26 protein-coding genes and 1 other annotated feature are annotated in these 21788 nt (G+C 54.0%); all 26 genes read right to left on the reverse strand.

Annotated features, from left to right (window positions below; genetic code table 11):
- Window positions 1-11 precede the first annotated feature (11 nt).
- The 26 genes from rpsH to rplJ all read right to left on the reverse strand — a co-directional run bounded on the left by rpsH (window position 12) and on the right by rplJ (window position 21588).
- Window positions 12-410 (reverse strand): 30S ribosomal protein S8, encoded by a 399-nt coding sequence (rpsH, locus tag ACI5FR_RS31335; protein WP_405461853.1) that lies wholly within the window; start codon window positions 408-410, stop codon window positions 12-14.
- 30 nt (window positions 411-440) lie between these two features.
- Window positions 441-626, reverse strand: a complete 186-nt coding sequence (locus ACI5FR_RS31340; RefSeq protein ID WP_405461854.1) for a type Z 30S ribosomal protein S14 — start codon at window positions 624-626, stop codon at window positions 441-443.
- Between the two features lie 93 nt (window positions 627-719).
- The gene (gene rplE, locus ACI5FR_RS31345; RefSeq protein WP_405461855.1) at window positions 720-1262 is read right to left on the reverse strand and encodes a 50S ribosomal protein L5; all 543 of its coding nucleotides are present in this window, start codon (window positions 1260-1262) and stop codon (window positions 720-722) included.
- Between the two features lie 31 nt (window positions 1263-1293).
- The gene (gene rplX, locus ACI5FR_RS31350; protein WP_405461857.1) at window positions 1294-1647 is read right to left on the reverse strand and encodes a 50S ribosomal protein L24; all 354 of its coding nucleotides are present in this window, start codon (window positions 1645-1647) and stop codon (window positions 1294-1296) included.
- A 47-nt stretch (window positions 1648-1694) separates the two neighbouring features.
- Window positions 1695-2063, reverse strand: a complete 369-nt coding sequence (gene rplN, locus ACI5FR_RS31355) for a 50S ribosomal protein L14 (protein ID WP_405461859.1) — start codon at window positions 2061-2063, stop codon at window positions 1695-1697.
- A gap of 36 nt (window positions 2064-2099) precedes the next feature.
- Window positions 2100-2363, reverse strand: coding sequence for a 30S ribosomal protein S17 (gene rpsQ, locus ACI5FR_RS31360; RefSeq protein WP_405461862.1), 264 nt, complete (start codon window positions 2361-2363; stop codon window positions 2100-2102).
- A 24-nt stretch (window positions 2364-2387) separates the two neighbouring features.
- Window positions 2388-2585, reverse strand: a complete 198-nt coding sequence (gene rpmC, locus ACI5FR_RS31365) for a 50S ribosomal protein L29 (protein WP_405461865.1) — start codon at window positions 2583-2585, stop codon at window positions 2388-2390.
- On the reverse strand, window positions 2572-3009 hold the full coding sequence (rplP, locus tag ACI5FR_RS31370; protein ID WP_405461866.1) for a 50S ribosomal protein L16: 438 nt from the start codon (window positions 3007-3009) through the stop codon (window positions 2572-2574). Before rplP ends, rpmC begins: the two co-directional genes overlap by 14 nt.
- A 2-nt stretch (window positions 3010-3011) precedes the next feature.
- Window positions 3012-3674 (reverse strand): 30S ribosomal protein S3, encoded by a 663-nt coding sequence (gene rpsC, locus ACI5FR_RS31375; RefSeq protein ID WP_405461869.1) that lies wholly within the window; start codon window positions 3672-3674, stop codon window positions 3012-3014.
- Between the two features lie 13 nt (window positions 3675-3687).
- Window positions 3688-4023, reverse strand: a complete 336-nt coding sequence (gene rplV / locus ACI5FR_RS31380; RefSeq protein ID WP_405461871.1) for a 50S ribosomal protein L22 — start codon at window positions 4021-4023, stop codon at window positions 3688-3690.
- Window positions 4024-4067: 44 nt separating this feature from the next.
- Window positions 4068-4346, reverse strand: a complete 279-nt coding sequence (gene rpsS, locus ACI5FR_RS31385) for a 30S ribosomal protein S19 (protein WP_405461873.1) — start codon at window positions 4344-4346, stop codon at window positions 4068-4070.
- A 39-nt stretch (window positions 4347-4385) separates the two neighbouring features.
- Window positions 4386-5216 (reverse strand): 50S ribosomal protein L2, encoded by an 831-nt coding sequence (gene rplB, locus ACI5FR_RS31390; protein WP_405461876.1) that lies wholly within the window; start codon window positions 5214-5216, stop codon window positions 4386-4388.
- A 26-nt stretch (window positions 5217-5242) separates the two neighbouring features.
- Complete coding sequence (rplW, locus tag ACI5FR_RS31395; protein WP_405461878.1) at window positions 5243-5533, reverse strand: 50S ribosomal protein L23; 291 nt, start codon at window positions 5531-5533, stop codon at window positions 5243-5245.
- Window positions 5530-6156 carry a 50S ribosomal protein L4 gene (gene rplD / locus ACI5FR_RS31400; RefSeq protein WP_405461881.1) on the reverse strand — a complete coding sequence of 209 codons (627 nt, stop codon included), beginning with the start codon at window positions 6154-6156 and terminating at the stop codon, window positions 5530-5532. The genes rplW and rplD overlap by 4 nt, the downstream gene beginning before the upstream one ends.
- 25 nt (window positions 6157-6181) lie before the next feature.
- Window positions 6182-6808: a 50S ribosomal protein L3 gene (gene rplC, locus ACI5FR_RS31405; RefSeq protein ID WP_405461883.1), complete on the reverse strand. Its 627-nt coding sequence runs from the start codon at window positions 6806-6808 to the stop codon at window positions 6182-6184.
- Between the two features lie 56 nt (window positions 6809-6864).
- On the reverse strand, window positions 6865-7173 hold the full coding sequence (gene rpsJ / locus ACI5FR_RS31410) for a 30S ribosomal protein S10 (RefSeq protein WP_009589214.1): 309 nt from the start codon (window positions 7171-7173) through the stop codon (window positions 6865-6867).
- A gap of 287 nt (window positions 7174-7460) precedes the next feature.
- Window positions 7461-8651 carry an elongation factor Tu gene (gene tuf, locus ACI5FR_RS31415; RefSeq protein ID WP_405461887.1) on the reverse strand — a complete coding sequence of 397 codons (1191 nt, stop codon included), beginning with the start codon at window positions 8649-8651 and terminating at the stop codon, window positions 7461-7463.
- 39 nt (window positions 8652-8690) lie between these two features.
- Window positions 8691-10766 carry an elongation factor G gene (gene fusA / locus ACI5FR_RS31420; RefSeq protein ID WP_405461890.1) on the reverse strand — a complete coding sequence of 692 codons (2076 nt, stop codon included), beginning with the start codon at window positions 10764-10766 and terminating at the stop codon, window positions 8691-8693.
- A 136-nt stretch (window positions 10767-10902) separates the two neighbouring features.
- The gene (gene rpsG, locus ACI5FR_RS31425) at window positions 10903-11373 is read right to left on the reverse strand and encodes a 30S ribosomal protein S7 (RefSeq protein ID WP_405461892.1); all 471 of its coding nucleotides are present in this window, start codon (window positions 11371-11373) and stop codon (window positions 10903-10905) included.
- 51 nt (window positions 11374-11424) lie between these two features.
- Entirely contained in the window at window positions 11425-11844 is a 420-nt protein-coding gene (rpsL, locus tag ACI5FR_RS31430; RefSeq protein WP_405461894.1) for a 30S ribosomal protein S12, read from the reverse strand.
- A 151-nt stretch (window positions 11845-11995) separates the two neighbouring features.
- Window positions 11996-12247, reverse strand: coding sequence for a ribosomal L7Ae/L30e/S12e/Gadd45 family protein (locus tag ACI5FR_RS31435; RefSeq protein WP_405461896.1), 252 nt, complete (start codon window positions 12245-12247; stop codon window positions 11996-11998).
- 129 nt (window positions 12248-12376) lie between these two features.
- Window positions 12377-15997, reverse strand: a complete 3621-nt coding sequence (gene rpoC, locus ACI5FR_RS31440; RefSeq protein WP_405461899.1) for a DNA-directed RNA polymerase subunit beta' — start codon at window positions 15995-15997, stop codon at window positions 12377-12379.
- Window positions 15998-16073: 76 nt separating this feature from the next.
- The gene (rpoB, locus tag ACI5FR_RS31445) at window positions 16074-19610 is read right to left on the reverse strand and encodes a DNA-directed RNA polymerase subunit beta (protein WP_405461900.1); all 3537 of its coding nucleotides are present in this window, start codon (window positions 19608-19610) and stop codon (window positions 16074-16076) included.
- Between the two features lie 331 nt (window positions 19611-19941).
- Entirely contained in the window at window positions 19942-20538 is a 597-nt protein-coding gene (locus tag ACI5FR_RS31450; RefSeq protein WP_405461903.1) for a class I SAM-dependent methyltransferase, read from the reverse strand.
- Window positions 20539-20632: 94 nt separating this feature from the next.
- Window positions 20633-20998: a 50S ribosomal protein L7/L12 gene (rplL, locus tag ACI5FR_RS31455; protein ID WP_405461905.1), complete on the reverse strand. Its 366-nt coding sequence runs from the start codon at window positions 20996-20998 to the stop codon at window positions 20633-20635.
- Window positions 20999-21081: 83 nt separating this feature from the next.
- Complete coding sequence (rplJ, locus tag ACI5FR_RS31460) at window positions 21082-21588, reverse strand: 50S ribosomal protein L10 (protein ID WP_405461907.1); 507 nt, start codon at window positions 21586-21588, stop codon at window positions 21082-21084.
- 66 nt (window positions 21589-21654) lie between these two features.
- Window positions 21655-21783: a sequence feature (ribosomal protein L10 leader region), on the reverse strand.
- Window positions 21784-21788: the final 5 nt, after the last annotated feature.

Genomic DNA, 21788 nt, shown 5'->3' on the forward strand with positions numbered 1-21788 from the left:
CGGACTGTATATTACCAAACGTAGCAGACGACTTCTCCGCCGGATTTAGCTTGACGAGCGTCTTTGTCACTCATTACGCCTTGCGACGTCGAGATGATCGCGATCCCCAGGCCCCCGAGTACCTTAGGCACTTCCAGGCTCTTGGTGTACACGCGAAGACCAGGCTTGCTGATTCTTTTGAGTCCTGTGATGACGCGCTCGTTGTTGGGTCCGTATTTCAAGAAAATGCGGATAATCCCTTGCTTGCTGTCGTCAACATATTCAGCGTCACGAATGAAGCCCTCTTTTTTCAAGATTTCAGCGATTTCTCTCTTGATCTTGGAAGCAGGCACTTCCACCGTTTCGTGACGAACGATATTGGCATTGCGGATGCGAGTAAGCATGTCTGCAATTGGATCTGACATTACCATTTAGCGAACCTCCTTCCCGAAGTAGGGTTATTACCAGCTTGCTTTCTTCACGCCGGGAATCTGACCTTTGTAAGCCAGTTCACGGAAACAAATTCTGCAAATCTTGAATTTGCGCAGCACGGAATGCGGACGACCGCAGCGCTCACAACGAGTATAGGCTTGAACCTTGAACTTCGGTTGGCGCTGTTGCTTGACGATCATCGAAGTTTTTGCCACTGAACGATACACCTCCGGTTTCCTCAGCGTTAGTTTCGATAGGCGGGACGCCTAGCGTATGCTTACGAAGTGCGTTTCTGCGAAACGCTTCAATTATTTTACGAATGGCATTCCCAGCTGCGTCAGCAGCTCACGGGATTCTTCATCCGATTTGGCCGTAGTTACGATCACGATATCCATCCCGCGGACTTTGTCCACCTTATCATACTCAATCTCAGGGAAGATGAGCTGCTCCTTCAGACCAAGCGTATAGTTGCCGCGACCGTCGAACGCTTTGTTCGAGATGCCGCGGAAGTCGCGGACACGAGGAAGCGCGATGTTGAACAGCTTATCCAGGAAGTAGTACATGCGCTCGCCGCGCAGCGTTACTTTTACCCCGATCGGCATGTTCTCACGAAGCTTGAAGCCTGCGATGGACTTTTTCGCCCGAGTGACCACCGGCTTTTGACCAGCGATGATTTGCATGTCTTGCACCGCAGCGTCGATGATCTTGGAGTTGCCTACCGCGTCACCTACACCCATGTTGATTACGACTTTCTCGATTTTCGGCACTTGCATAACCGATGTATAGTTGAACTTCTGCATCAAGGCAGGAGTAACTTCATTCAAGAAACGATCTTTCATTCTTACTGCCATCTTACATGGACCTCCTTTCCGTTCGGGTCAATTAATCGATCACTTCGCCGGATTTTTTGGCGACGCGCACTTTCTTGCCGTTCTCAAGCACTTTGTAACCGATCCGAGTCGGTTTGCCGCTCTTAGGATCGAGCAGCATCACGTTGGACACGTGAATCGGCGCTTCTTGATCCAGGATGCCGCCTTGCGGATTTTGTTGGGTAGGCTTTTGGTGCTTCTTCACCATGTTCACGCCTTCCACCAACACACGGTTTTGACGAGGGTAAGCAGCGATGATGCGGCCCTTCTTCCCTTTGTCCTTCCCCGTAATCACGATGACGGTATCTTCTTTCTTTACATGAAGCTTATTGTTATGCGACTCAAGTCGTTTTTTCGTTCTAGGCATTCGTTACACCTCACTTTTCGCGGACCCGGTAACGACCGGAAAGTTGATTAGATTACTTCTGGAGCGAGCGAGACGATCTTCATGAAATCCTTGTCGCGAAGTTCGCGAGCCACTGGTCCGAAGATACGCGTGCCGCGCGGGCTCTTGTCGTCTTTCACGATAACCGCTGCATTCTCGTCGAAACGGATGTAGGAACCGTCCTTCCGGCGAGTCGAGCGCTTAGTCCGAACGATAACCGCCTTGACTACATCGCCTTTCTTGACAACGCCTCCTGGTGTTGCTTCTTTCACGGAGCAGATGATCAAGTCGCCGATGGCGCCAACGCGACGTCCCGTACCGCCAAGCACGCGAATGCACATCAGTTGCTTCGCACCGGAGTTGTCAGCCGATTGCAGTCTTGTAAATGGTTGAATCATTTAAAGTGCCCTCCTTTCGATATTGTGCCGACCCAGTTAGATGATGACCGCTTTTTCAACAACCTCGACCAATCTCCAACGCTTGTCTTTGGAAATGGGGCGGGTTTCCATGATCTTCACGACATCACCGATTTGAGCTTCGTTGTTCTCGTCATGAGCTTTGAATTTCTTCGTGTATTTGATGCGCTTGTGGTACAGGTCATGCTTCTTGTAAGTCTCTACCGCTACAACAATGGTCTTTTCCATTTTGTCGCTGACGACTTTGCCGACCTGAACTTTACGTTCATTGCGCTGTTCCATAGCGTGCCCTCCTCTCTAGGTTCTTTAGCTGATCCCGAGTTCTCTTTCCCGAATGATCGTCTTCGCGCGAGCGATTTCCTTGCGAAGTTCCCGAAGCCGGACCGGATTGTCCAATTGCCCGGTAGCCAGTTGAAAACGGAGGTTGAAGAGTTCTTCCTTGAAGCCGGAAATTTTGTGCTCTAGCTCAGCAGTGGTTAAGTTGCGAAATTCACTTGCTTTCATTTGCTTCACCACCTACTTCTTCTCGTTTCACAAATTTCGTCTTGATCGGGAGCTTGTGGGAGGCCAGACGCATCGCTTCGCGTGCGATTTCTTCGCTCACCCCAGCCAATTCGAACATGATCTTGCCCGGTTTTACAACGGCTACCCACTTCTCGACGTTACCTTTACCGCTACCCATCCGCACCTCAAGAGGTTTTTGCGTAACCGGCTTGGAAGGGAAAATTTTGATCCAAACTTTACCGCCCCGCTTGATGTAGCGAGTCATCGCGATACGAGCCGCTTCGATCTGACGGTTCGTCACCCATGCCGGCTCAGTCGCTTGCAATCCGTATTCGCCGAAGGCGATTTCGGCACCGCCCTTGGTGTTCCCCGCCATGGTGCCGCGGTGTTCTTTCCGATGTTTAACGCGTTTAGGCATCAACATGATTAGTTTCCTCCTTCCTGTACAGCCTTCTTCTTCGCTGTCGGAAGAATTTCGCCACGGTAGATCCAAACTTTCACGCCGATCCGGCCATAAGTCGTGTGCGCTTCTGCCGTCCCGTAGTCGATGTCCGCACGCAGGGTGTGGAGAGGCACTGTTCCTTCGCTGTAGCTCTCGCTACGGGCGATTTCCGCGCCGCCCAGACGACCGCTCACGCCCGTCTTGATCCCTTTGGCGCCGGCACGCATCGAACGTTGGATCGATTGCTTCATCGCACGACGGAACGATACGCGGCGCTCCAGCTGCTGCGCGATGCTCTCAGCCACGAGGGTAGCGTTCAATTCCGGATTTTTGATCTCGGCGATGTTGATGTGGACTTTCTTCCCCGACAATTGCGCGATGTGGTTCCGAATCACTTCTACTTCAGCGCCGCCTTTGCCGATTACCATACCCGGCTTCGCGGTGTGAATCGTGACGTTGACACGGTTAGCTGCACGCTCAATATCAAAGTGGGAAACAGCCGAATCCTTCAGCTTTTTCTTCAAGTATTCACGAATCTTGACGTCTTCCATCAGCAGGGTACCGAACTCTTTGTCCGCATACCATTTGGACTCCCAGTCACGGATGATTCCAATTCTCAGGCCGACGGGATTTACTTTTTGACCCACACGTTATCCCTCCTTATTTCTCAGATACCACTAGTGTGATGTGGCTGGTACGTTTGAATATGCTGAACGCGCGTCCTTGCGAACGGGGTTGGAATCTCTTCATCGTAGGTCCTTGGTTGACATACACTTCCGATACAACCAACTTGTTCGGATCGAGCGAAAAGTTGTGTTCCGCATTGGCGATCGCGGAATTGAGCAGCTTCTCCACTACAGGAGACGCGGAACGCGGCGTGTTGCGCAGAATCGCAACCGCATCGCCCACCTTCTTGCCGCGGATCAAGTCAATCACGAGCTTGACTTTACGCGACGAGATGCGAACGTGACTCACGTGTGCCTTCGCTTGTTGCATGGTAGCACCCTCCTCTCAAGCATAAGATGTCTCTCGACGTGTTTTTATCGCTTACCGGTTTTCTTGTCGTCGTCGGTATGTCCTTTGTACGTACGGGTAGGAGCAAACTCACCGAGCTTATGTCCAACCATGTCTTCCGTTACGTATACAGGTACATGCTTCTTGCCATCATAAACAGCAAATGTATGCCCAACGAATTGCGGGAAAATCGTAGAGCGGCGCGACCAGGTCTTGATTACCACTTTCTTGCCGGTGCCCAGAGCCTCTACTTTTTTCATCAAGTGATCGTCTACAAAAGGTCCTTTTTTCAAACTGCGGCCCATCGTCCGTCCTCCTTTCATGCAACCTTGCTGATCGTGTTATTACTTCGTGCGGCGACGAATAATATATTGGTCAGAAGCTTTGCTCTTCTTACGGGTTTTGTAACCAAGCGTAGGTTTACCCCATGGAGACATTGGCGATTTGCGTCCGATCGGAGCGCGACCTTCACCACCACCGTGCGGGTGATCAACCGGGTTCATGACGACACCGCGGACGGTAGGACGCTTGCCCAACCAGCGGCTGCGGCCGGCTTTACCGACATTGATCAGCTCGTGGTCTTCGTTCCCTACGGAACCGATCGTAGCGCGGCATACTTTGAGTACACGGCGTACTTCGCCCGAAGACAGACGAATGGAGACGTAAGTTTCTTCCTTACCCAGCAATTGAGCTTCCGTACCGGCTGCGCGTACCATTTGGCCGCCTTTGCCCGGCTTCAGTTCAATGTTGTGGATAACCGTACCAACCGGGATGTTCTCGAGCGGCAATGCATTGCCCACCTTGATATCCGCGTCAGGGCCGGAGTTGACTTGATCGCCCACTTTGAGTCCTTTCGGAGCCAAGATGTAGCGCTTCTCGCCGTCCGCATATACGATGAGCGCGATGTTCGCCGTACGGTTCGGATCATACTCGATTGTAGCAACGCGGCCCGGAATGCCGTCTTTGTTACGCTTGAAGTCGATAATCCGGTACTTGCGCTTGTGTCCGCCGCCTTGATGACGAACGGTGATTTTACCTTGGTTGTTACGACCTGCTTTGTTTTTCAGAGGAGCGAGCAACGATTTCTCCGGTGTCGAAGTGGTAATCTCTTCGAACGTGGAAACCGTCATTTGACGTCTCGAAGCCGTCGTAGGTCTGAATGATTTGATTGGCACAACGTGTCCCTCCTTACTTTAAGAATTTATACCGATTCGAAAAACTCGAGCGGCTTGCTGTCTGCAGTCAGACGAACAATCGCCTTTTTCCACTCGGATGTATATCCGTTGTAACGACCGTAACGCTTCGGCTTGGCAGGGACGTTCATCGTGTTCACATTGGATACTTTCACTTTGAAAATGTCTTGAATCGCCAGCTTGATTTCGGTCTTGTTCGCGCGCTTGTCGACTTCAAACACGTACGTGTTGTTCGACATCAGATCGCTCGTACGTTCCGTAATGATCGGGCGCTTGATTATATCGCGAGGATTTTTCATTGTGCAAGCACCTCCTCTACTTTCTGCACAGCGTCCTTCGTAATGATGAGCTTGTCATAGACAAGTACGTCCAGTACGTTGATTCCGTCGGCCGTCAAGAACTTGACGTTCGGGATATTCCGAGTGGACAGGGCAACATTATCATCGTAAGAAGCCGCTACTACGAGCGCCTTGCGGTCAACCTTCAGGTTGTTCAAGATCGCTGCGAATTCCTTGGTCTTCGGCTGGTTCATGCTCAGTTGATCCAAGACGATGATGCTGTTCTCGACCACTTTGGACGACAGAGCGGATTTGATCGCCAGACGGCGAATCTTTCTAGGCAGCTTGTAGCCATAATCGCGAGGAGTCGGTCCGAAGACGATCCCGCCGCCTTTCCATTGCGGCGAACGGATGCTGCCTTGACGCGCACGGCCGGTTCCTTTTTGCTTCCAAGGCTTACGACCGCCGCCGCGAACTTCCGAACGGCCTTTCGTTTTATGCGTTCCTTGACGTTGCGTAGCTTGCTGGTTGACAACCGCTTCATGGAGAACGGTTTTGTTCGGCTCGATCCCGAATACGGAATCCGCCAGATCCACTTCGCCCACTTGCGCTCCGCTAACGTTATACAGTGCTACTTTTGGCATGTTTGTTCCTCCTTTCTCTGATCTCTTACTTCTTCACAGTAGACTTCACGGTGACGTAGCTGTTGTTGGCGCCCGGTATGGAACCTTTGACCAGAATGACATTTCGCTCCGCGTCTACTTTCACGACTTGCAGCTTCTGAATCGTGATCGTGTCGCTGCCCATATGGCCTGGCATGCGCTTGCCTTTCGGTACTCGGTTACCTGTACGGATAACGGCCATGGAGCCTACACCGCGATGATATTTCGAACCGTGCGTAATCGGACCGCGGGATTGACCCCAACGCTTGATTGCGCCTGCGAACCCTTTACCTTTGGAAATGCCCGTCACGTCAACATATTCGCCCTCTGCGAAAATGTCGGCTTTCAGCTCTTGGCCTACTTCATACTCGCCAACATTGACACCGCGAATTTCTTTAATGTAGCGCTTAGGCGCTGTGCTTGCCTTCTTGGCATGGCCCAGCTCAGGTTTGTTTGCGTTGTGCTCTTTCTTATCGCCAAAGCCGATCTGGATGGACTCGTAGCCGTCGTTCGCCTGATCCTTCTTTTGAAGAACCACGCAAGGACCTGCTTCGATCACGGTTACCGGTACTGCCGATCCGTCAGCGGCGAATACTTGGGTCATGCCCAGTTTTTTCCCTAAGATACCTTTCATGTTGACACCTCGTTCCCTTTACGTTTCTTGTGTGGATAACTTCTGGCTAATGCGAATTACAGCTTGATTTCGATATCTACGCCGGATGGCAGATCGAGGCGCATCAAAGCATCGACCGTTTGCGGTGTAGGATTCACGATGTCGATCAGACGCTTGTGCGTACGCATTTCGAACTGTTCTCTGGAATCCTTGTACTTGTGAACCGCGCGCAGAATCGTAATAACCTGCTTTTCCGTCGGCAACGGAATCGGCCCGGATACACCTGCACCGGAACGTTTAGCGGTTTCCACGATTTTCTCAGCGGATTGATCAAGAACTCTGTGATCGTATGCTTTCAAGCGAATACGAATCTTTTGCTTTGCCATATAAGTCCCTCCTTCTATCGCCCAATTTAGTATCGGACATACTCCGTGAAAATCCCCTGACAGCAACCGGTTCCTCATGGCAAAGGGGCCGGGTGTGTCAGCAACCTCTCACATCATCGCACAGTCACAGACCAACGCTCACTATTATATAAAAAATGAAAAACAAAAGCAAGAAATTTTCTAGGCAAATGCAGGAATTCTCTACATTGCTGCCTATGTTAAGAAAAAGAGCCCTCAACTTGAACCAAGTCGAGGGCTCTTCTGCGTTTCTTCTATTATAGAAGGACTTATTTTTGAATCGAAGCTACCGCGCCAGCGCCTACCGTACGGCCGCCTTCGCGAATCGCGAAGCGAGTACCTTCTTCGATCGCGATCGGGGCGATCAGCTCAACCGTAACCGTGATGTTGTCGCCAGGCATAACCATTTCAGTACCTTCTGGAAGCGTGATGACGCCAGTAACGTCAGTCGTCCGGAAGTAGAACTGAGGACGGTACCCTGTGAAGAAAGGCTTGTGACGGCCACCTTCTTCTTTGGTCAGAACGTAGATTTGAGCGGTGAAGTTCGTGTGCGGCTTAACGGAACCCGGCTTAGCCAATACTTGGCCGCGCTCGATGTCTTTACGCTCTACGCCGCGGAGCAATGCGCCGATGTTGTCGCCCGCTTGTGCGGAGTCGAGCAATTTGCGGAACATTTCTACGCCCGTAACGACGCTCTTGCGAGTTTCTTCAGCGATACCCACGATTTCAACTTCTTCAGATACTTTAATCGTACCACGTTCTACGCGGCCCGTAGCAACCGTACCACGACCGGTGATCGTGAACACGTCTTCGACTGGCATCAAGAATGGCTTAGCGGTGTCGCGCTCAGGAGTCGGGATGAACGTGTCGACTTGCTCGAACAGTTCAACGATCTTTTGAGCCCATTCGCCATCTGGGTTTTGCAGAGCTTCACGAGCGGAACCACGGATAACCGGAGTGTCGTCGCCAGGGAATTCATACTCGCTCAGAAGGTCGCGTACTTCCATTTCAACCAGTTCCAAGAGCTCTTCGTCTTCCACCATGTCGCATTTGTTCAAGAATACGACGATGTAAGGAACGCCTACTTGGCGGGAGAGCAGGATGTGCTCGCGCGTTTGCGGCATTGGGCCGTCCGCTGCGGATACAACCAGGATCGCGCCGTCCATTTGCGCTGCGCCGGTGATCATGTTTTTAACATAGTCGGCGTGTCCAGGGCAGTCAACGTGTGCGTAGTGACGGTTGTTGGTTTCGTACTCAACGTGTGCGGTCGAGATCGTGATCCCGCGCTCGCGCTCTTCCGGAGCCTTGTCGATTTGGTCGAATGCTACGGCTGCGCCGCCGTACTTCTTGGAAAGAACGGTCGTGATAGCAGCTGTCAGGGTTGTTTTACCATGGTCGACGTGACCGATTGTACCGATGTTTACGTGGGGTTTGTTACGTTCAAATTTCGCTTTTCCCATGACTTGCTATTCCTCCTTATAATAAGAAAGTGTATTTGATTATGCGCCTTTATTCTTAGCTGCGATTTCTTCTGCGATGCTTCTAGGCACTTCTTCATAGTGAGAGATTTCCATCGAATACACGCCGCGGCCTTGCGTACGCGACCGGAGAGTCGTGGAGTACCCGAACATCTCGGAGAGCGGCACCTTCGAGCGGATGATTTGCGCGCCTGCGCGTGCGTCCATACCCTCGATGCGTCCGCGACGGGAGTTCAAGTCGCCCATAACGTCGCCCATGTATTCTTCCGGTACGGTAACTTCGACTTTCATGATCGGCTCGAGCAGAACTGGGTTACACTTGTCTTTCGCGGCCTTGAGGGCCATCGAACCGGCAATTTTGAACGCCATTTCGCTGGAGTCGACGTCATGGTAAGATCCGTCGAAGATCGTAGCTTTGATATCCACCAGAGGGAATCCGGCGAGCACGCCGTTCTTCATGGCTTCTTCGATACCGGCTTGTACCGGAGCGATAAACTCTCTCGGTACTACGCCGCCGACAACCTTGTTCTCGAACTGGAAGCCGGTACCCGGCTCCAGAGGCGTGAACTCGATCCAGCAGTGGCCGTATTGACCGCGTCCGCCGGACTGGCGAACGAACTTGCCTTCAACCTTCGCTGCAGCCTTGAACGTCTCGCGGTAAGCAACTTGAGGTTTACCTACATTTGTCTCTACCTTGAACTCGCGGAGCATCCGATCCACGATGATCTCCAGATGGAGCTCGCCCATCCCTTGAATGATCGTTTGACCGGTTTCTTCGTCCGTGTAGTAACGGAAAGTCGGATCTTCCTCAGCCAGCTTGGAGAGCGCTACGCCCATCTTGTCCTGGTCGGCCTTCGTCTTAGGTTCAACCGCAATGGAGATAACCGGATCCGGGAAGTTCATGGATTCCAGGATAACTACATGCTTCTCATCGCAGAGCGTGTCGCCCGTGATGGTGTCCTTCAGACCTACGGCAGCGGCGATATCGCCGGCATACACTTCACTGATCTCTTGGCGGCTGTTCGCGTGCATCTGCAGAATCCGGCCGATGCGCTCGCGCTTGCCCTTCGTGGCATTCAAGACATAAGAACCGGAGTTCAATACGCCGGAATACACGCGGAAGAATGTCAACTTACCCACATAAGGGTCGGTAGCAATCTTGAAAGCAAGAGCTGCGAATGGCTCGTTGTCTGCCGATTTGCGAGTGGTCTCGGTTCCGTCTTCGAGGGTACCCTTGATGTCCGGAACGTCGATCGGAGCCGGCAAAAAGTCAACGACTGCATCCAGCATCAGCTGAACACCCTTGTTCCGGTACGAAGATCCGCAGATAACAGGGAAGATCTTCACTTCCGTTACGCCTTTGCGAAGTGCAGCCTTCAGTTCCGGAATGGAAATTTCTTCGCCTTCCAGGTACTTCATGGTCAACTCTTCGTCCAATTCAGCGACCTTTTCGACCAGCTCGTTGCGGAGCTCTTCTACCTTGTCGCCGAATTCTGCAGGAACGTCCACTTGCTCGATGTCTTTGCCCAAGTCGTCCTTGTACATATACGCTTTGCGCTCGATCAAGTCGATAATTCCTTTGAAGTCATTCTCGGCGCCGATCGGCAATTGAATGGCAACCGCATTGGCTCCCAAACGATCGCGCATTTGGTCGATTACGCCCAAAAAGTCTGCGCCGATAATATCCATTTTGTTCACGTAGGCGATCCGCGGAACGTGGTAACGGTCCGCTTGTCTCCATACGGTCTCGGATTGGGGTTCAACGCCTTCCTTCGCGCTGAATACACCAACCGCTCCGTCCAGTACGCGCAGGGAACGTTCAACTTCAACGGTGAAGTCAACGTGCCCCGGGGTGTCGATAATATTGATGCGGTGGCCTTTCCACTGGCAAGTGGTTGCAGCCGACGTGATGGTGATTCCGCGTTCTTGCTCCTGCTCCATCCAGTCCATCGTAGCGGCCCCTTCATGGACCTCTCCGATTTTGTGGGTACGGCCGGTATAGAACAGAATCCGTTCCGTCGTCGTCGTTTTCCCAGCGTCAATATGCGCCATGATCCCGATATTCCGCGTGTCCTTCAAGGAGAACTCTCTTGGCATTGGAACGTCTCCTTCCTGTGATGGCACATGTCTTTAATCGAGGAAAGACTTGCATGAATACGTTCAAGCAGCCTTTCCCATGCTACTACTACCAGCGGTAGTGCGGTACACCAGTACCGCTGGGTAGATGCCGGTCCTACCAACGGTAGTGCGCGAACGCTTTGTTCGCTTCCGCCATCTTATGCGTGTCTTCGCGCTTCTTCACCGACGAACCCGTGTTGTTGCTGGCGTCGATGATTTCGGCGGCCAGACGCTCTTCCATCGTCTTCTCTCCGCGCAAGCGGGAGTAGTTCACCAACCAGCGCAGACCAAGCGAAGTACGGCGCTCCGGCTTCACTTCGATCGGCACTTGGTAGTTGGCGCCACCCACACGACGAGCTTTAACTTCAAGCACCGGCATGATGTTCTTGATCGCGGTTTCGAACACTTCCATTGGTTCCTTGCCGGTACGGCTTTGAATCAGGTTAAACGCGTCATAAAGAATGGTTTGCGCAACACCGCGCTTTCCATCGATCATGAGTCGGTTAATGAGTCGGGTAACCAATTTGCTGCTGTAAATCGGATCCGGCAGAACGTCTCTCTTAGTAACTGGACCTTTACGAGGCATAGTTATCCCCCTTTCTTATAGAAATCATTCGATATAAATGAAGTCTCATGCTTATTTCTTGACCTTCGGACGCTTCGTACCATACTTGGAACGAGCTTGTTTGCGGTTGTTGACGCCGGACGTATCCAGCGCGCCGCGTACGATGTGATAACGTACCCCTGGCAAATCCTTTACCCGTCCGCCGCGGATCAATACGACGCTGTGCTCTTGCAGGTTGTGCCCGATTCCCGGAATGTAAGCCGTAACCTCAACACGGTTCGTCAAGCGCACGCGAGCGTATTTGCGAAGCGCCGAGTTCGGCTTCTTCGGAGTCATTGTGCCTACACGCGTGCAGACACCGCGTTTTTGAGGCGCACTCAATTCGGTTTGCTCTCTCTTCAGGGCGTTGAACCCTCTTTGCAGAGCCGGCGACTTGGACTTCGTGATTTTGGCCTCACGGCCTTTGCGTACTAATTGGTTAATTGTTGGCATGTCGCAACCTCCTTCCTCATCTTATCATGCTGTGCAGGCTCCAGATTTCAAGCCCACAGATCCAGGTGGTTCGCAATTAGGCAAACGAAATGTTTTTGTCGCGAGTCCATCCGAAATAATCCGAATCGACCCGCAACAAAAACAGTTGCATTCATTCGTTCACAGTAGCGGCCACGGCAGCCCCGACTTCAATGCCGCATGCTTTCCCAAGCAGCTTCATCGAATCGACATAGGTCACTAGGACGCCCATCTTTTTACAAAGATTCACGATTTTCATCGTAATTCTTGGATCTGCATCTTTCGCCACAAACACTTCGCCCACGAGCCCTTGCTCTATCATCTTCGTGGTCTGTTTCGTGCCTATCGAGATTTTCGCAGCCTGTTTCACTTTTTCATAAGGCATTTGCATGACCTCCAAAGCGCAGGTGTGAAAACTAGGTTTTGGCACACTTTGATATAGTAGCATTTTGAAAAATCGGTGTCAAGAAAGGAACGTCAGGCAGATATTGTTTTTTTGGTAAAGGCGAAAGCCTTATTCCACCGCGACGGTTTCCATGAGTTCCGCTTCTTCTTCGGCTTCTTCCTCCAGCGGATCGACGAGGCGAATGTTGCGGTAGCGCGACATGCCCGTACCTGCCGGAATGAGCTTCCCGATAATGACGTTCTCCTTCAGACCGAGCAACTGATCGACCTTGCCCTTGATCGCGGCGTCGGTCAATACGCGGGTCGTCTCCTGGAAGGAAGCCGCCGACAAGAACGAATCGGTCTCGAGGGACGCCTTCGTAATCCCGAGCAGCACCGGCTTGGCCACGGCAGGCTCTTTGCCCGAGAACAGCGCGGTCTTGTTCGCTTCCTCGTATTCGTGGATGTCCACGAACGAACCTGGCAGCAATGTCGTATTGCCGCTGTCGACGATCCGGATCTTACGCAGCATCTGCCGGATCATAACCTCGATGTGCTTGTCGTTGATTTCTACGCCCTGGTTCCGGTAAACGCGCTGAACTTCCTGCAGGATGTAGTTCTGCACGCCTCGGATGCCCTTGATGCGCAGCATTTCCTTCGGGTCGATCGAACCGTCCGTCAGCTCGTCGCCCGCATCGACCGTCTGGCCGACGGATACGCGGATCCGCGAACCGTATGGAACAGCGTACACTTTGGACTCGGCTTCGCCCTCGACTTCGATCTCGCGGCGATCCTTCGCTTCGCGGATCTCCTTGATCTTGCCTTCGAGCTCGGTGATGATCGCTTGGCCTTTCGGGTTCCGGGCTTCGAAGAGCTCCTGAATCCGCGGCAAACCTTGCGTGATGTCATCGCCCGCAACGCCCCCGGTATGGAACGTACGCATCGTCAGCTGGGTCCCCGGCTCGCCGATGGATTGGGCGGCGATGATACCGACCGCTTCCCCGATCTCGACGTGGGTACCGGTCGCCAGGTTGCGGCCGTAGCACTTTTTGCACACGCCATGACGCGTGCGGCAGCTCAGAACCGAACGGATCTGCAGACGTTCTACGCCCGCTGCGATGATCGCGTCGGCCTTGCTCGACTCGATCAGCTCGTTGCGGCTCGCGAGCACTTCGCCCGTGACCGGATGACGAACAGTCTCGAACGCATAGCGGCCTTCGATCCGGTCGTACAGATCCTCGATAACTTCCTTGCCATCTTGGATCTTTGTGACGACAAAGCCTTTATCCGTACCGCAATCGTCCTCGCGTACGATCACATCTTGGGCTACGTCGACGAGACGACGGGTCAAGTAACCCGAGTCCGCCGTCCGAAGCGCGGTATCGGCAAGACCTTTCCGCGCGCCGTGCGTGGAGATGAAGTACTCCAAGACGGTCAAGCCTTCGCGGAAGTTCGATTTGATCGGCAACTCGATAATCCGTCCGGACGGGTTGGCCATCAGGCCGCGCATCCCGCCAAGCTGGGTGATTTGCGATTTGTTACCCCGCGCCTTCGACTCGACCATCATGTTGATGGAATTGAACTTGTCGAGCGATTTCATCAGGATATCCGTAATCTCGTCCTTCGCCTTGCCCCAGATGCCGATGACGCGGTCATACCGCTCTTCGTCTGTGATAAGACCCCGACGGAACTGATGCGTAACGGTCTTGACCTTGTCTTCGGAATCCTTGAGGATCGTATCCTTCTCTTTCGGCACGATAACGTCCGACACGGCGACCGTGATCCCGGCTTTCGTCGAATACGTGAAGCCGTTCTGCTTGATCAGGTCGAGAATGACCGAAGTCCGGGTCGTATGGTAACGGCGGAAGCATTCCCCGATGAGGGTGCCCAAGTACTCCTTGCCGACCGCGCCCCGGGACGGAGCTTTGCGGATGAAGGATTGGATGTCGCCGCCTTTTTCGAACATGAAATATTCGTCCGAAATCCCCTGGAACAAGTTAGCCTTCGTAGCTTCGTTGATGTAAGGGAAATCTTCCGGGAAAATCTCGTTGAAAATGATTTTGCCGATCGTCGTCACGAGCAGCGACTGCTGCTGCTGCTCGGTGAAGCTCGTCTTGTTCAGCGCGCGCGCCGGAATGGCGACCTTCGCATGCAGGGAAGCCAGGCCGCGTTGGTAGGCCGAGATCGCTTCATGCACATTGCGAAGCAGCATGCCGGTACCGGGCGCGTCCATGTTCTCCATCGTCAAATAGAAGCTGCCGAGGACCATGTCCTGAGAAGGAGTAACGACAGGCTTGCCGTCCTTCGGGTTCAGGATGTTGCCCGATGCCAGCATCAGGATGCGGGCTTCGGCTTGGGCTTCCGCCGACAGCGGCACGTGCACGGCCATCTGGTCGCCGTCGAAGTCGGCGTTGTACGCCGTACAGACGAGCGGATGCAGCTTGATCGCGCGGCCTTCCACGAGGATCGGCTCGAACGCCTGGATCCCGAGACGGTGAAGCGTGGGGGCACGGTTCAACAGAACCGGATGCTCCTTGATGACTTCCTCGAGCACGTCCCACACTTCCGGGCTGACGCGTTCAACCTTGCGCTTCGCACTCTTGATGTTGTGGGCGAGCCCTTTATTCACAAGCTCTTTCATGACGAAAGGCTTGAACAATTCGAGCGCCATTTCCTTCGGCAATCCGCATTGGTACATCTTCAGGCTAGGCCCGACGACGATAACGGAACGGCCGGAGTAGTCTACACGCTTCCCGAGCAGGTTTTGACGGAAGCGGCCTTGCTTCCCTTTCAGCATATGGCTGAGGGATTTGAGCGGGCGGTTGCCCGGGCCGGTAACCGGACGGCCGCGGCGGCCGTTGTCGATCAGAGCGTCGACGGCTTCCTGGAGCATCCGCTTCTCGTTTTGTACGATGATGTCCGGCGCGCCCAGGTCGAGCAGACGCTTCAACCGGTTGTTCCGGTTGATGACGCGGCGGTACAGGTCGTTCAGGTCGGACGTGGCGAACCGGCCGCCGTCCAACTGCACCATCGGACGCAGCTCCGGCGGGATGACCGGCAGCACGTCCAGGACCATCCACTCCGGTTCGTTGCCGGAATGACGGAACGCTTCCATCACTTCCAGACGCTTGATCGCGCGGTTGCGGCGTTGGCCTTGGGCCGTGCGGAGCTCTTCCTTCAGCATCTCAACTTCTTTGTCGATATCGATATCCTGCAGGAGCTTCTTCACGGCTTCCGCACCCATGCCGGCTTGGAATGCATAGCCGTATTTCTCGCGGTAGCTGCGGTATTCCTTTTCGGACAGCAGTTGCTTCTTCTCCAGCGGCGTGTCGCCCGGATCCGTCACAACATAGGAAGCGAAATAAATGATCTCCTCGAGCGATCTCGGAGACATGTCGAGCGCCAAGCCCATTCGGCTCGGGATGCCTTTGAAATACCAAATATGCGATACCGGCGCGGCCAGCTCGATATGGCCCATCCGCTCGCGGCGAACTTTGGCGCGAGTTACCTCAACGCCGCATCGATCGCACACGACGCCTTTGTAGCGAACGCGCTTGTACTTGCCGCAATGACATTCCCAGTCTTTCGTAGGACCGAAAATTTTCTCGCAGAACAGCCCTTCCTTCTCGGGCTTCAGGGTACGGTAGTTGATCGTCTCCGGCTTCTTCACTTCCCCGCGGGACCAGGAACGAATCTTGTCCGGGGATGCGAGACCAATCTTCATGTACTCGAAATTGTTTACGTCCAACAAGGAGCAACCCTCCTCTAGATTGTACTGTTGTACTGTAGGAATCTATCGTGCCAATGAACAGGCCGGGCCGGGTCGATTACTCGACTCCGACCTCGCTGCCTTCTAGATTGAGATTCAACTTGTCGCCGGCGACGTCATCTTCGTCATCCAGTTCTTTCATTTCGATCTCTTGCTCGTCTTCCGCCAGGATCTTCACGTCCATGCCCAAGCTCTGAAGCTCCTTGATCAAAACCTTGAACGACTCCGGAACGCCAGGCTCCGGCACGTTCTCGCCTTTGACGATCGATTCGTACGTCTTCACGCGGCCGACCACGTCGTCGGACTTGACGGTAAGAATTTCTTGGAGCGTATAGGCCGCGCCATAAGCTTCGAGCGCCCACACTTCCATCTCCCCGAAGCGCTGGCCGCCGAATTGGGCTTTACCGCCCAGTGGCTGCTGTGTCACGAGCGAGTACGGCCCGGTCGAACGGGCGTGGATCTTGTCGTCGACCATGTGCGCCAGCTTGATCATGTACATGACGCCGACGGTGACTTCACGCTCGAACGGTTCGCCGGTACGGCCGTCGTACAGAACGGTCTTGCCGTTCCGCTGCATGCCGGCTTCCTCCATCGTGTCGAACACGTCATACTCATTCGCGCCGTCGAATACCGGCGTAGCGGTGTGGATACCCAGCAGCTTGGCTGCCATGCCCAAGTGAACCTCCAGTACCTGGCCGATGTTCATCCGGGAAGGAACGCCAAGCGGATTAAGCACGACTTCGACCGGAGTACCGTTCGGCAGGAACGGCATATCTTCCTCAGGCAGGATGCGGGCGATAACCCCTTTGTTCCCGTGGCGTCCGGCCATCTTGTCGCCCTCGGAGATCTTCCGCTTTTGCGCGATGTAGACGCGCACCAGCTGGTTCACGCCCGGAGGCAGCTCGTCGCCGTTCTCGCGGGTGAACACCTTCACGTCAACGACGATCCCGTCGGTGCCGTGAGGGACGCGGAGCGACGTATCGCGCACTTCGCGCGCCTTCTCCCCGAAGATGGCATGGAGCAGTCGCTCTTCCGCGGTCAGCTCGGTCACGCCCTTCGGCGTAACCTTCCCGACGAGAATGTCGCCTGCACCGATCTCCGCACCGACGCGGATAATGCCGCGCTCGTCGAGGTTGCGGAGCGCGTCCTCGCCGACGTTCGGGATGTCGCGGGTGATTTCTTCGGGTCCCAGCTTCGTATCGCGGGCTTCGGACTCGTATTCTTCAATATGAATCGAGGTGTAGACGTCCTCTTTGACCAGCTTCTCGCTTAAGAGAATCGCATCCTCGTAGTTGTACCCTTCCCAGGTCATGAACGCTACGACGACGTTGCGTCCCAACGCCAGCTCGCCTTGTTCGGTCGACGGACCGTCCGCCAGGATGTCCCCGGGCTTGATCACTTCGCCGTACTTCACGATTGGCCGTTGGTTGATGCACGTGCCTTGGTTCGAGCGCATGAACTTGTGCAGCTTGTGCTTGATCAAGTCGCCCTTGACCATCTTGCCGTCCACCATCTCTTGGCGGCGCACCCACACTTCGTTCGCGGAGACGCGCTCCACTACGCCGTGGTGCTTGCTCACAATGCAGACCCCGGAGTCCTTCGCCGACTTGTGCTCCATGCCGGTTCCGACGAGCGGAGACTTCGGAATGAGGAGCGGTACCGCTTGCCGCTGCATGTTCGAGCCCATGAGCGCGCGGTTGGAGTCGTCGTTCTCGAGGAACGGGATCAGCGCGGTTGCCACGGACACGACTTGCTTCGGCGAGACGTCCATATAGTCGACGCGCTCGCGCGGCATGATCAAGTTGTCGTCCTTGAACCGGACGATAACCGCTTCTTCCGCCAACGCGCCGGCTTCGTCTAGCTTGGCGTTCGCCTGAGCGATAACGTAGTTATCCTCTTCATCCGCCGTTAAGTAGGCGATTTGATCGGTAACCACGCCCGTCTTCGGATCGACCCAGCGATACGGCGCTTCGATAAAACCGTACTCATTGATCCGCGCGAAGCTGGACAATGAGTTGATGAGACCGATGTTCGGACCTTCCGGCGTCTCGATCGGGCACATCCGGCCATAGTGAGAGTGATGCACGTCGCGGACTTCGAAGCCCGCGCGCTCACGAGTCAGACCGCCTGGACCGAGGGCCGACAGACGACGCTTGTGCGTCAGCTCCGCCAGCGGGTTCGTCTGGTCCATGAACTGCGACAGCTGGGAGCTGCCGAAGAACTCTTTGATGGACGCGATAACAGGACGAATGTTGATGAGCGCCTGCGGCGTAATGACGTTGGCGTCCTGAATCGACATCCGCTCGCGCACGACGCGCTCCATCCGGGACAGACCGATCCGGAACTGGTTCTGCAGCAGCTCGCCGACGGAACGCAGTCTCCGGTTGCCCAAGTGGTCGATATCGTCCGTGCTGCCGATGCCGTGCAGCAAGTTAATGAAGTAGTTGATGGACGAAATGATATCGGCCGGCGTAATGTTCTTGACCGATTTATCGATATTCCTATTGGCGATCAGCTTCACGACCTTGCCGTCTTCCAGCGGGGAGAATACTTTGACCGTCTGAAGCGGAATGCGATCCGCGTCCAGCACGCCGTTGCTAACGCCATACTCGGCGTAGCCCACGCCCTCCTCCAAGTGCGGCAGCAGCTCATCGAGAACACGGCGATCGAGCATTTGCCCGGCTTCCGCCAGGATTTCGCCGGTCGTCAAGTTCACGAGCGTCTCAGCCAGACGTTGGTTGAATAACCGGTTCTTAATATGAAGCTTCTTATTAATCTTGTACCGTCCAACATTCGCTAGATCGTACCGCTTCGGATCGAAGAACCGCGCGATGAGCAAGCTCTTGGCGTTATCCAGCGTAGGCGGCTCGCCCGGACGCAGACGCTCGTAAATCTCGATCAGCGCCTTCTCCGTAGAGTCGGTGTTATCCTTATCTAGCGTATTGCGAATATATTCGTCATCGCCAAGCAAGTCAATAATCTCGGCGTCCGTGCCGAAGCCCAGCGCACGCAGCAGCACCGTAACCGGGATCTTCCGGGTGCGGTCAATCCGGACATAGATGATGTCCTTCGCATCCGTCTCCAGCTCGAGCCAGGCGCCGCGGTTCGGAATCACGGTAGCCGTGTAACTTTTCTTGCCGTTTTTGTCGACTTTTGTGCTAAAATAAACGCTAGGGGAACGAACTAGCTGACTGACGATAACCCGTTCCGCACCGTTAATAATAAAGGTACCGGTCTCGGTCATGAGCGGGAAATCTCCCATAAACACTTCCTGCTCTTTCACTTCGCCCGTCTCTTTATTAATTAAACGAACTTTGACTCTTAATGGGGCCGCATACGTTACATCGCGTTCTTTGGACTCGTCGACCGAATACTTCGGTTCGCCCAAGCTGTAATCGATGAACTCCAGGACCAAGTTGCCCGTGAAATCCTGGATCGGGGAGATATCCTGGAACATCTCGCGCAATCCTTCATCCAGAAACCACTGATACGATTTCTGCTGGATCTCAATCAGGTTAGGGACCTCCAGCACCTCATTAATTCGTGCATAAGTCCGGCGTTGTCGCCGACCGTATTGAACGTTATGACCCGCCAACTTTCATTCACCCCTCACATTGACTCGGAAATCCGTGAAACAAAAAGAAGAAAAGCCTCGGTTGATCGCCGTAAGGGCGTTGCAGTGAGACCTTTTTCATAAGGAAGCATGGTAGCAGTTGCCAGAGTTCATACCATGTAGATTTTCCCAAAATGTAAACATTATACGTCATTCGGCAAAAATTTATGCATGGCATGTTAGAAAAAATGTTCTTGACATTTTAGCGAAGTAAAGACACATCGCCCATCCTAATACTGACATTTTATAATGATACCACACCAGGATATCGTAGTCAAATTGTTTTCAAAATATTTTCATAGACTTTGACACTTTATTTCACTGCTTTAATGATCCAGTAGCCTTTGTCCTTCTCAACCAGTTCCACGCCGCGGAACATTTCCTCGAGCTTTGTCCAAGCCGAAGGCGCCCCCTGCTTTTTTTGAATGACGACCCACAGCTCGCCGCCTTCCACTAGACGTTCATGTGCCTGCTCGAAAATCGAGTGCACGACTTGCTTGCCGGCCCGGATCGGCGGATTGGTCAAGATCTTCGTGAAGCTCCGGTCCTGAACGGCTAGCAGCCGGTCGCTCTGCAGCACTTCCGCATTGACGATGCCGTTGCGTCGCCGATTCTCCTTCGCCAACCCGATCGCCCTTTCATTGATGTCGACCAAGACGGCCTCTCCCTGCTTGGCCAGCCAGGCGGCGGTCAGTCCGATCGGACCGTAGCCGCAGCCGACATCCAGCACCCGGTCATCCGGCGCGATCGCCATCGTCTCGATCAAGAGGCGGCTGCCGAAGTCGAGTCCCCGCTTCGAGAACACGCCCGCATCGGTGACGAAGGTAAAAGCCTTCCCGCGCAGGTTCGCTTCCACTACTCCCCGATCGCTTTCCGCCGTAGGTTTTTCCGTGTAATAATGATCCGCCACGCCGCACCCTCCGTATATGAACAAACCCCCTTTGAAGCGACCGCTTCAAAAGGGGATTTGATTCGAGATCGGCTCGATTGCTTGCCAATCGAGATTACTTCACTTCTACCGTTGCGCCTGCTTCTTCGAGCTTCGCTTTTACTGCAGCTGCATCGTCCTTGGAGACGCGCTCTTTGATCGGCTTCGGTGCGCCGTCAACCAGGTCTTTTGCTTCTTTCAAGCCGAGGCCTGTGATTTCGCGAACGACTTTGATGACGTTGATCTTCGAAGCGCCTGCGTTCATCAGGATCACGTCGAATTCGGTTTGCTCTTCCACTTCAGCCGCTGCGCCGCCGCCGGCTACTACTGCTACCGGAGCTGCTGCGGTTACGCCGAACTCTTCTTCGATTGCTTTTACGAGGTCGTTCAGTTCCAAGATCGTCATGCCTTTGATCGCTTCCAAAATTTGCGCTGTGCTCATTTGATAACCCTCCATTAAGGTATATTAGTGGTTCGGCATTATGCCGATCGAATGATTCTTGCTTGTAAGAAAACCCGGCTTGCTTACGCTTGTGCGCCGCCTTCTTGCTTCTCGGCGACGGCTTTAACCGCAAGGGCGAAGTTCCGGATCGGAGCTTGAAGCACGCTGAGCAACATCGACAGCATGCCTTCGCGGGAAGGCAGTTCGGCCAGGGCTTTGATTTGGGCGGAGTCTACGACTTTACCTTCTACCACGCCGGCTTTCACTTGCAGCTTGTCGTTTTTCTTAGCGAATTCGGTCAGAATCTTCGCACCCGCTACCGGGTCTTTGCTGAAGGCGATAACCGTCGGTCCGGTCAGTGCCGAATCCAACGCGCTCAGATCAGCTGCAGCCGTCGCGCGACGAGCGATCGTATTCTTGATTACTTGGAACTCGACACCCGCTTCGCGCAGCTTCTTCCGAAGATCGGTCACTTGCGCCACGTTCAGGCCGCGGTAGTCGGCTACGATCGAGCAGCTGTTCTCGCGCAGCTTCGCCGATACTTCCTCAACCGCTTGCTGTTTCTCTTGCAGTACTTTCGCGTTTGCCATGTTCACACCTCCTATATGATTGGTCGCTTCCAGACTTGAATCACCCAGGGTTGGATGTTGTTCTGCAGTTGTACGAAAAAAGCCCCCGTCCATAGACAGACGGGGGCATGATTACGTTACATGTATCACAACACCTCGGTAGGAAATTAAGCCGCAAGCGGCACCTACTGTCTACGGTTCGCATATTCGTTTGTTAACCT

This window comes from Paenibacillus sp. HJGM_3, assembly GCF_045062745.1.
Taxonomy (GTDB): domain Bacteria; phylum Bacillota; class Bacilli; order Paenibacillales; family NBRC-103111; genus Paenibacillus_AA.

What these genes read in the sequence shown, in the direction of transcription:
- rpsH (WP_405461853.1), bottom strand. Translation starts at nt 410, where the DNA reads ATGGTAATGTCAGATCCAATTGCAGACATGCTTACTCGCATCCGCAAT.
- rplE (WP_405461855.1), bottom strand. Translation starts at nt 1,262, where the DNA reads ATGGCAGTAAGAATGAAAGATCGTTTCTTGAATGAAGTTACTCCTGCC.
- rplX (WP_405461857.1), bottom strand. Translation starts at nt 1,647, where the DNA reads ATGCCTAGAACGAAAAAACGACTTGAGTCGCATAACAATAAGCTTCAT.
- rplN (WP_405461859.1), bottom strand. Translation starts at nt 2,063, where the DNA reads ATGATTCAACCATTTACAAGACTGCAATCGGCTGACAACTCCGGTGCG.
- rpsQ (WP_405461862.1), bottom strand. Translation starts at nt 2,363, where the DNA reads ATGGAACAGCGCAATGAACGTAAAGTTCAGGTCGGCAAAGTCGTCAGC.
- rpmC (WP_405461865.1), bottom strand. Translation starts at nt 2,585, where the DNA reads ATGAAAGCAAGTGAATTTCGCAACTTAACCACTGCTGAGCTAGAGCAC.
- rplP (WP_405461866.1), bottom strand. Translation starts at nt 3,009, where the DNA reads ATGTTGATGCCTAAACGCGTTAAACATCGGAAAGAACACCGCGGCACC.
- rplV (WP_405461871.1), bottom strand. Translation starts at nt 4,023, where the DNA reads ATGCAACAAGCGAAGGCACACGTGAGTCACGTTCGCATCTCGTCGCGT.
- rpsS (WP_405461873.1), bottom strand. Translation starts at nt 4,346, where the DNA reads ATGGGCCGCAGTTTGAAAAAAGGACCTTTTGTAGACGATCACTTGATG.
- rplW (WP_405461878.1), bottom strand. Translation starts at nt 5,533, where the DNA reads ATGAAAAATCCTCGCGATATAATCAAGCGCCCGATCATTACGGAACGT.
- rplD (WP_405461881.1), bottom strand. Translation starts at nt 6,156, where the DNA reads ATGCCAAAAGTAGCACTGTATAACGTTAGCGGAGCGCAAGTGGGCGAA.
- rplC (WP_405461883.1), bottom strand. Translation starts at nt 6,808, where the DNA reads ATGAAAGGTATCTTAGGGAAAAAACTGGGCATGACCCAAGTATTCGCC.
- rpsJ (WP_009589214.1), bottom strand. Translation starts at nt 7,173, where the DNA reads ATGGCAAAGCAAAAGATTCGTATTCGCTTGAAAGCATACGATCACAGA.
- tuf (WP_405461887.1), bottom strand. Translation starts at nt 8,651, where the DNA reads ATGGGAAAAGCGAAATTTGAACGTAACAAACCCCACGTAAACATCGGT.
- fusA (WP_405461890.1), bottom strand. Translation starts at nt 10,766, where the DNA reads ATGCCAAGAGAGTTCTCCTTGAAGGACACGCGGAATATCGGGATCATG.
- rpsG (WP_405461892.1), bottom strand. Translation starts at nt 11,373, where the DNA reads ATGCCTCGTAAAGGTCCAGTTACTAAGAGAGACGTTCTGCCGGATCCG.
- rpsL (WP_405461894.1), bottom strand. Translation starts at nt 11,844, where the DNA reads ATGCCAACAATTAACCAATTAGTACGCAAAGGCCGTGAGGCCAAAATC.
- ACI5FR_RS31435 (WP_405461896.1), bottom strand. Translation starts at nt 12,247, where the DNA reads ATGCCTTATGAAAAAGTGAAACAGGCTGCGAAAATCTCGATAGGCACG.
- rplL (WP_405461905.1), bottom strand. Translation starts at nt 20,998, where the DNA reads ATGAGCACAGCGCAAATTTTGGAAGCGATCAAAGGCATGACGATCTTG.
- rplJ (WP_405461907.1), bottom strand. Translation starts at nt 21,588, where the DNA reads ATGGCAAACGCGAAAGTACTGCAAGAGAAACAGCAAGCGGTTGAGGAA.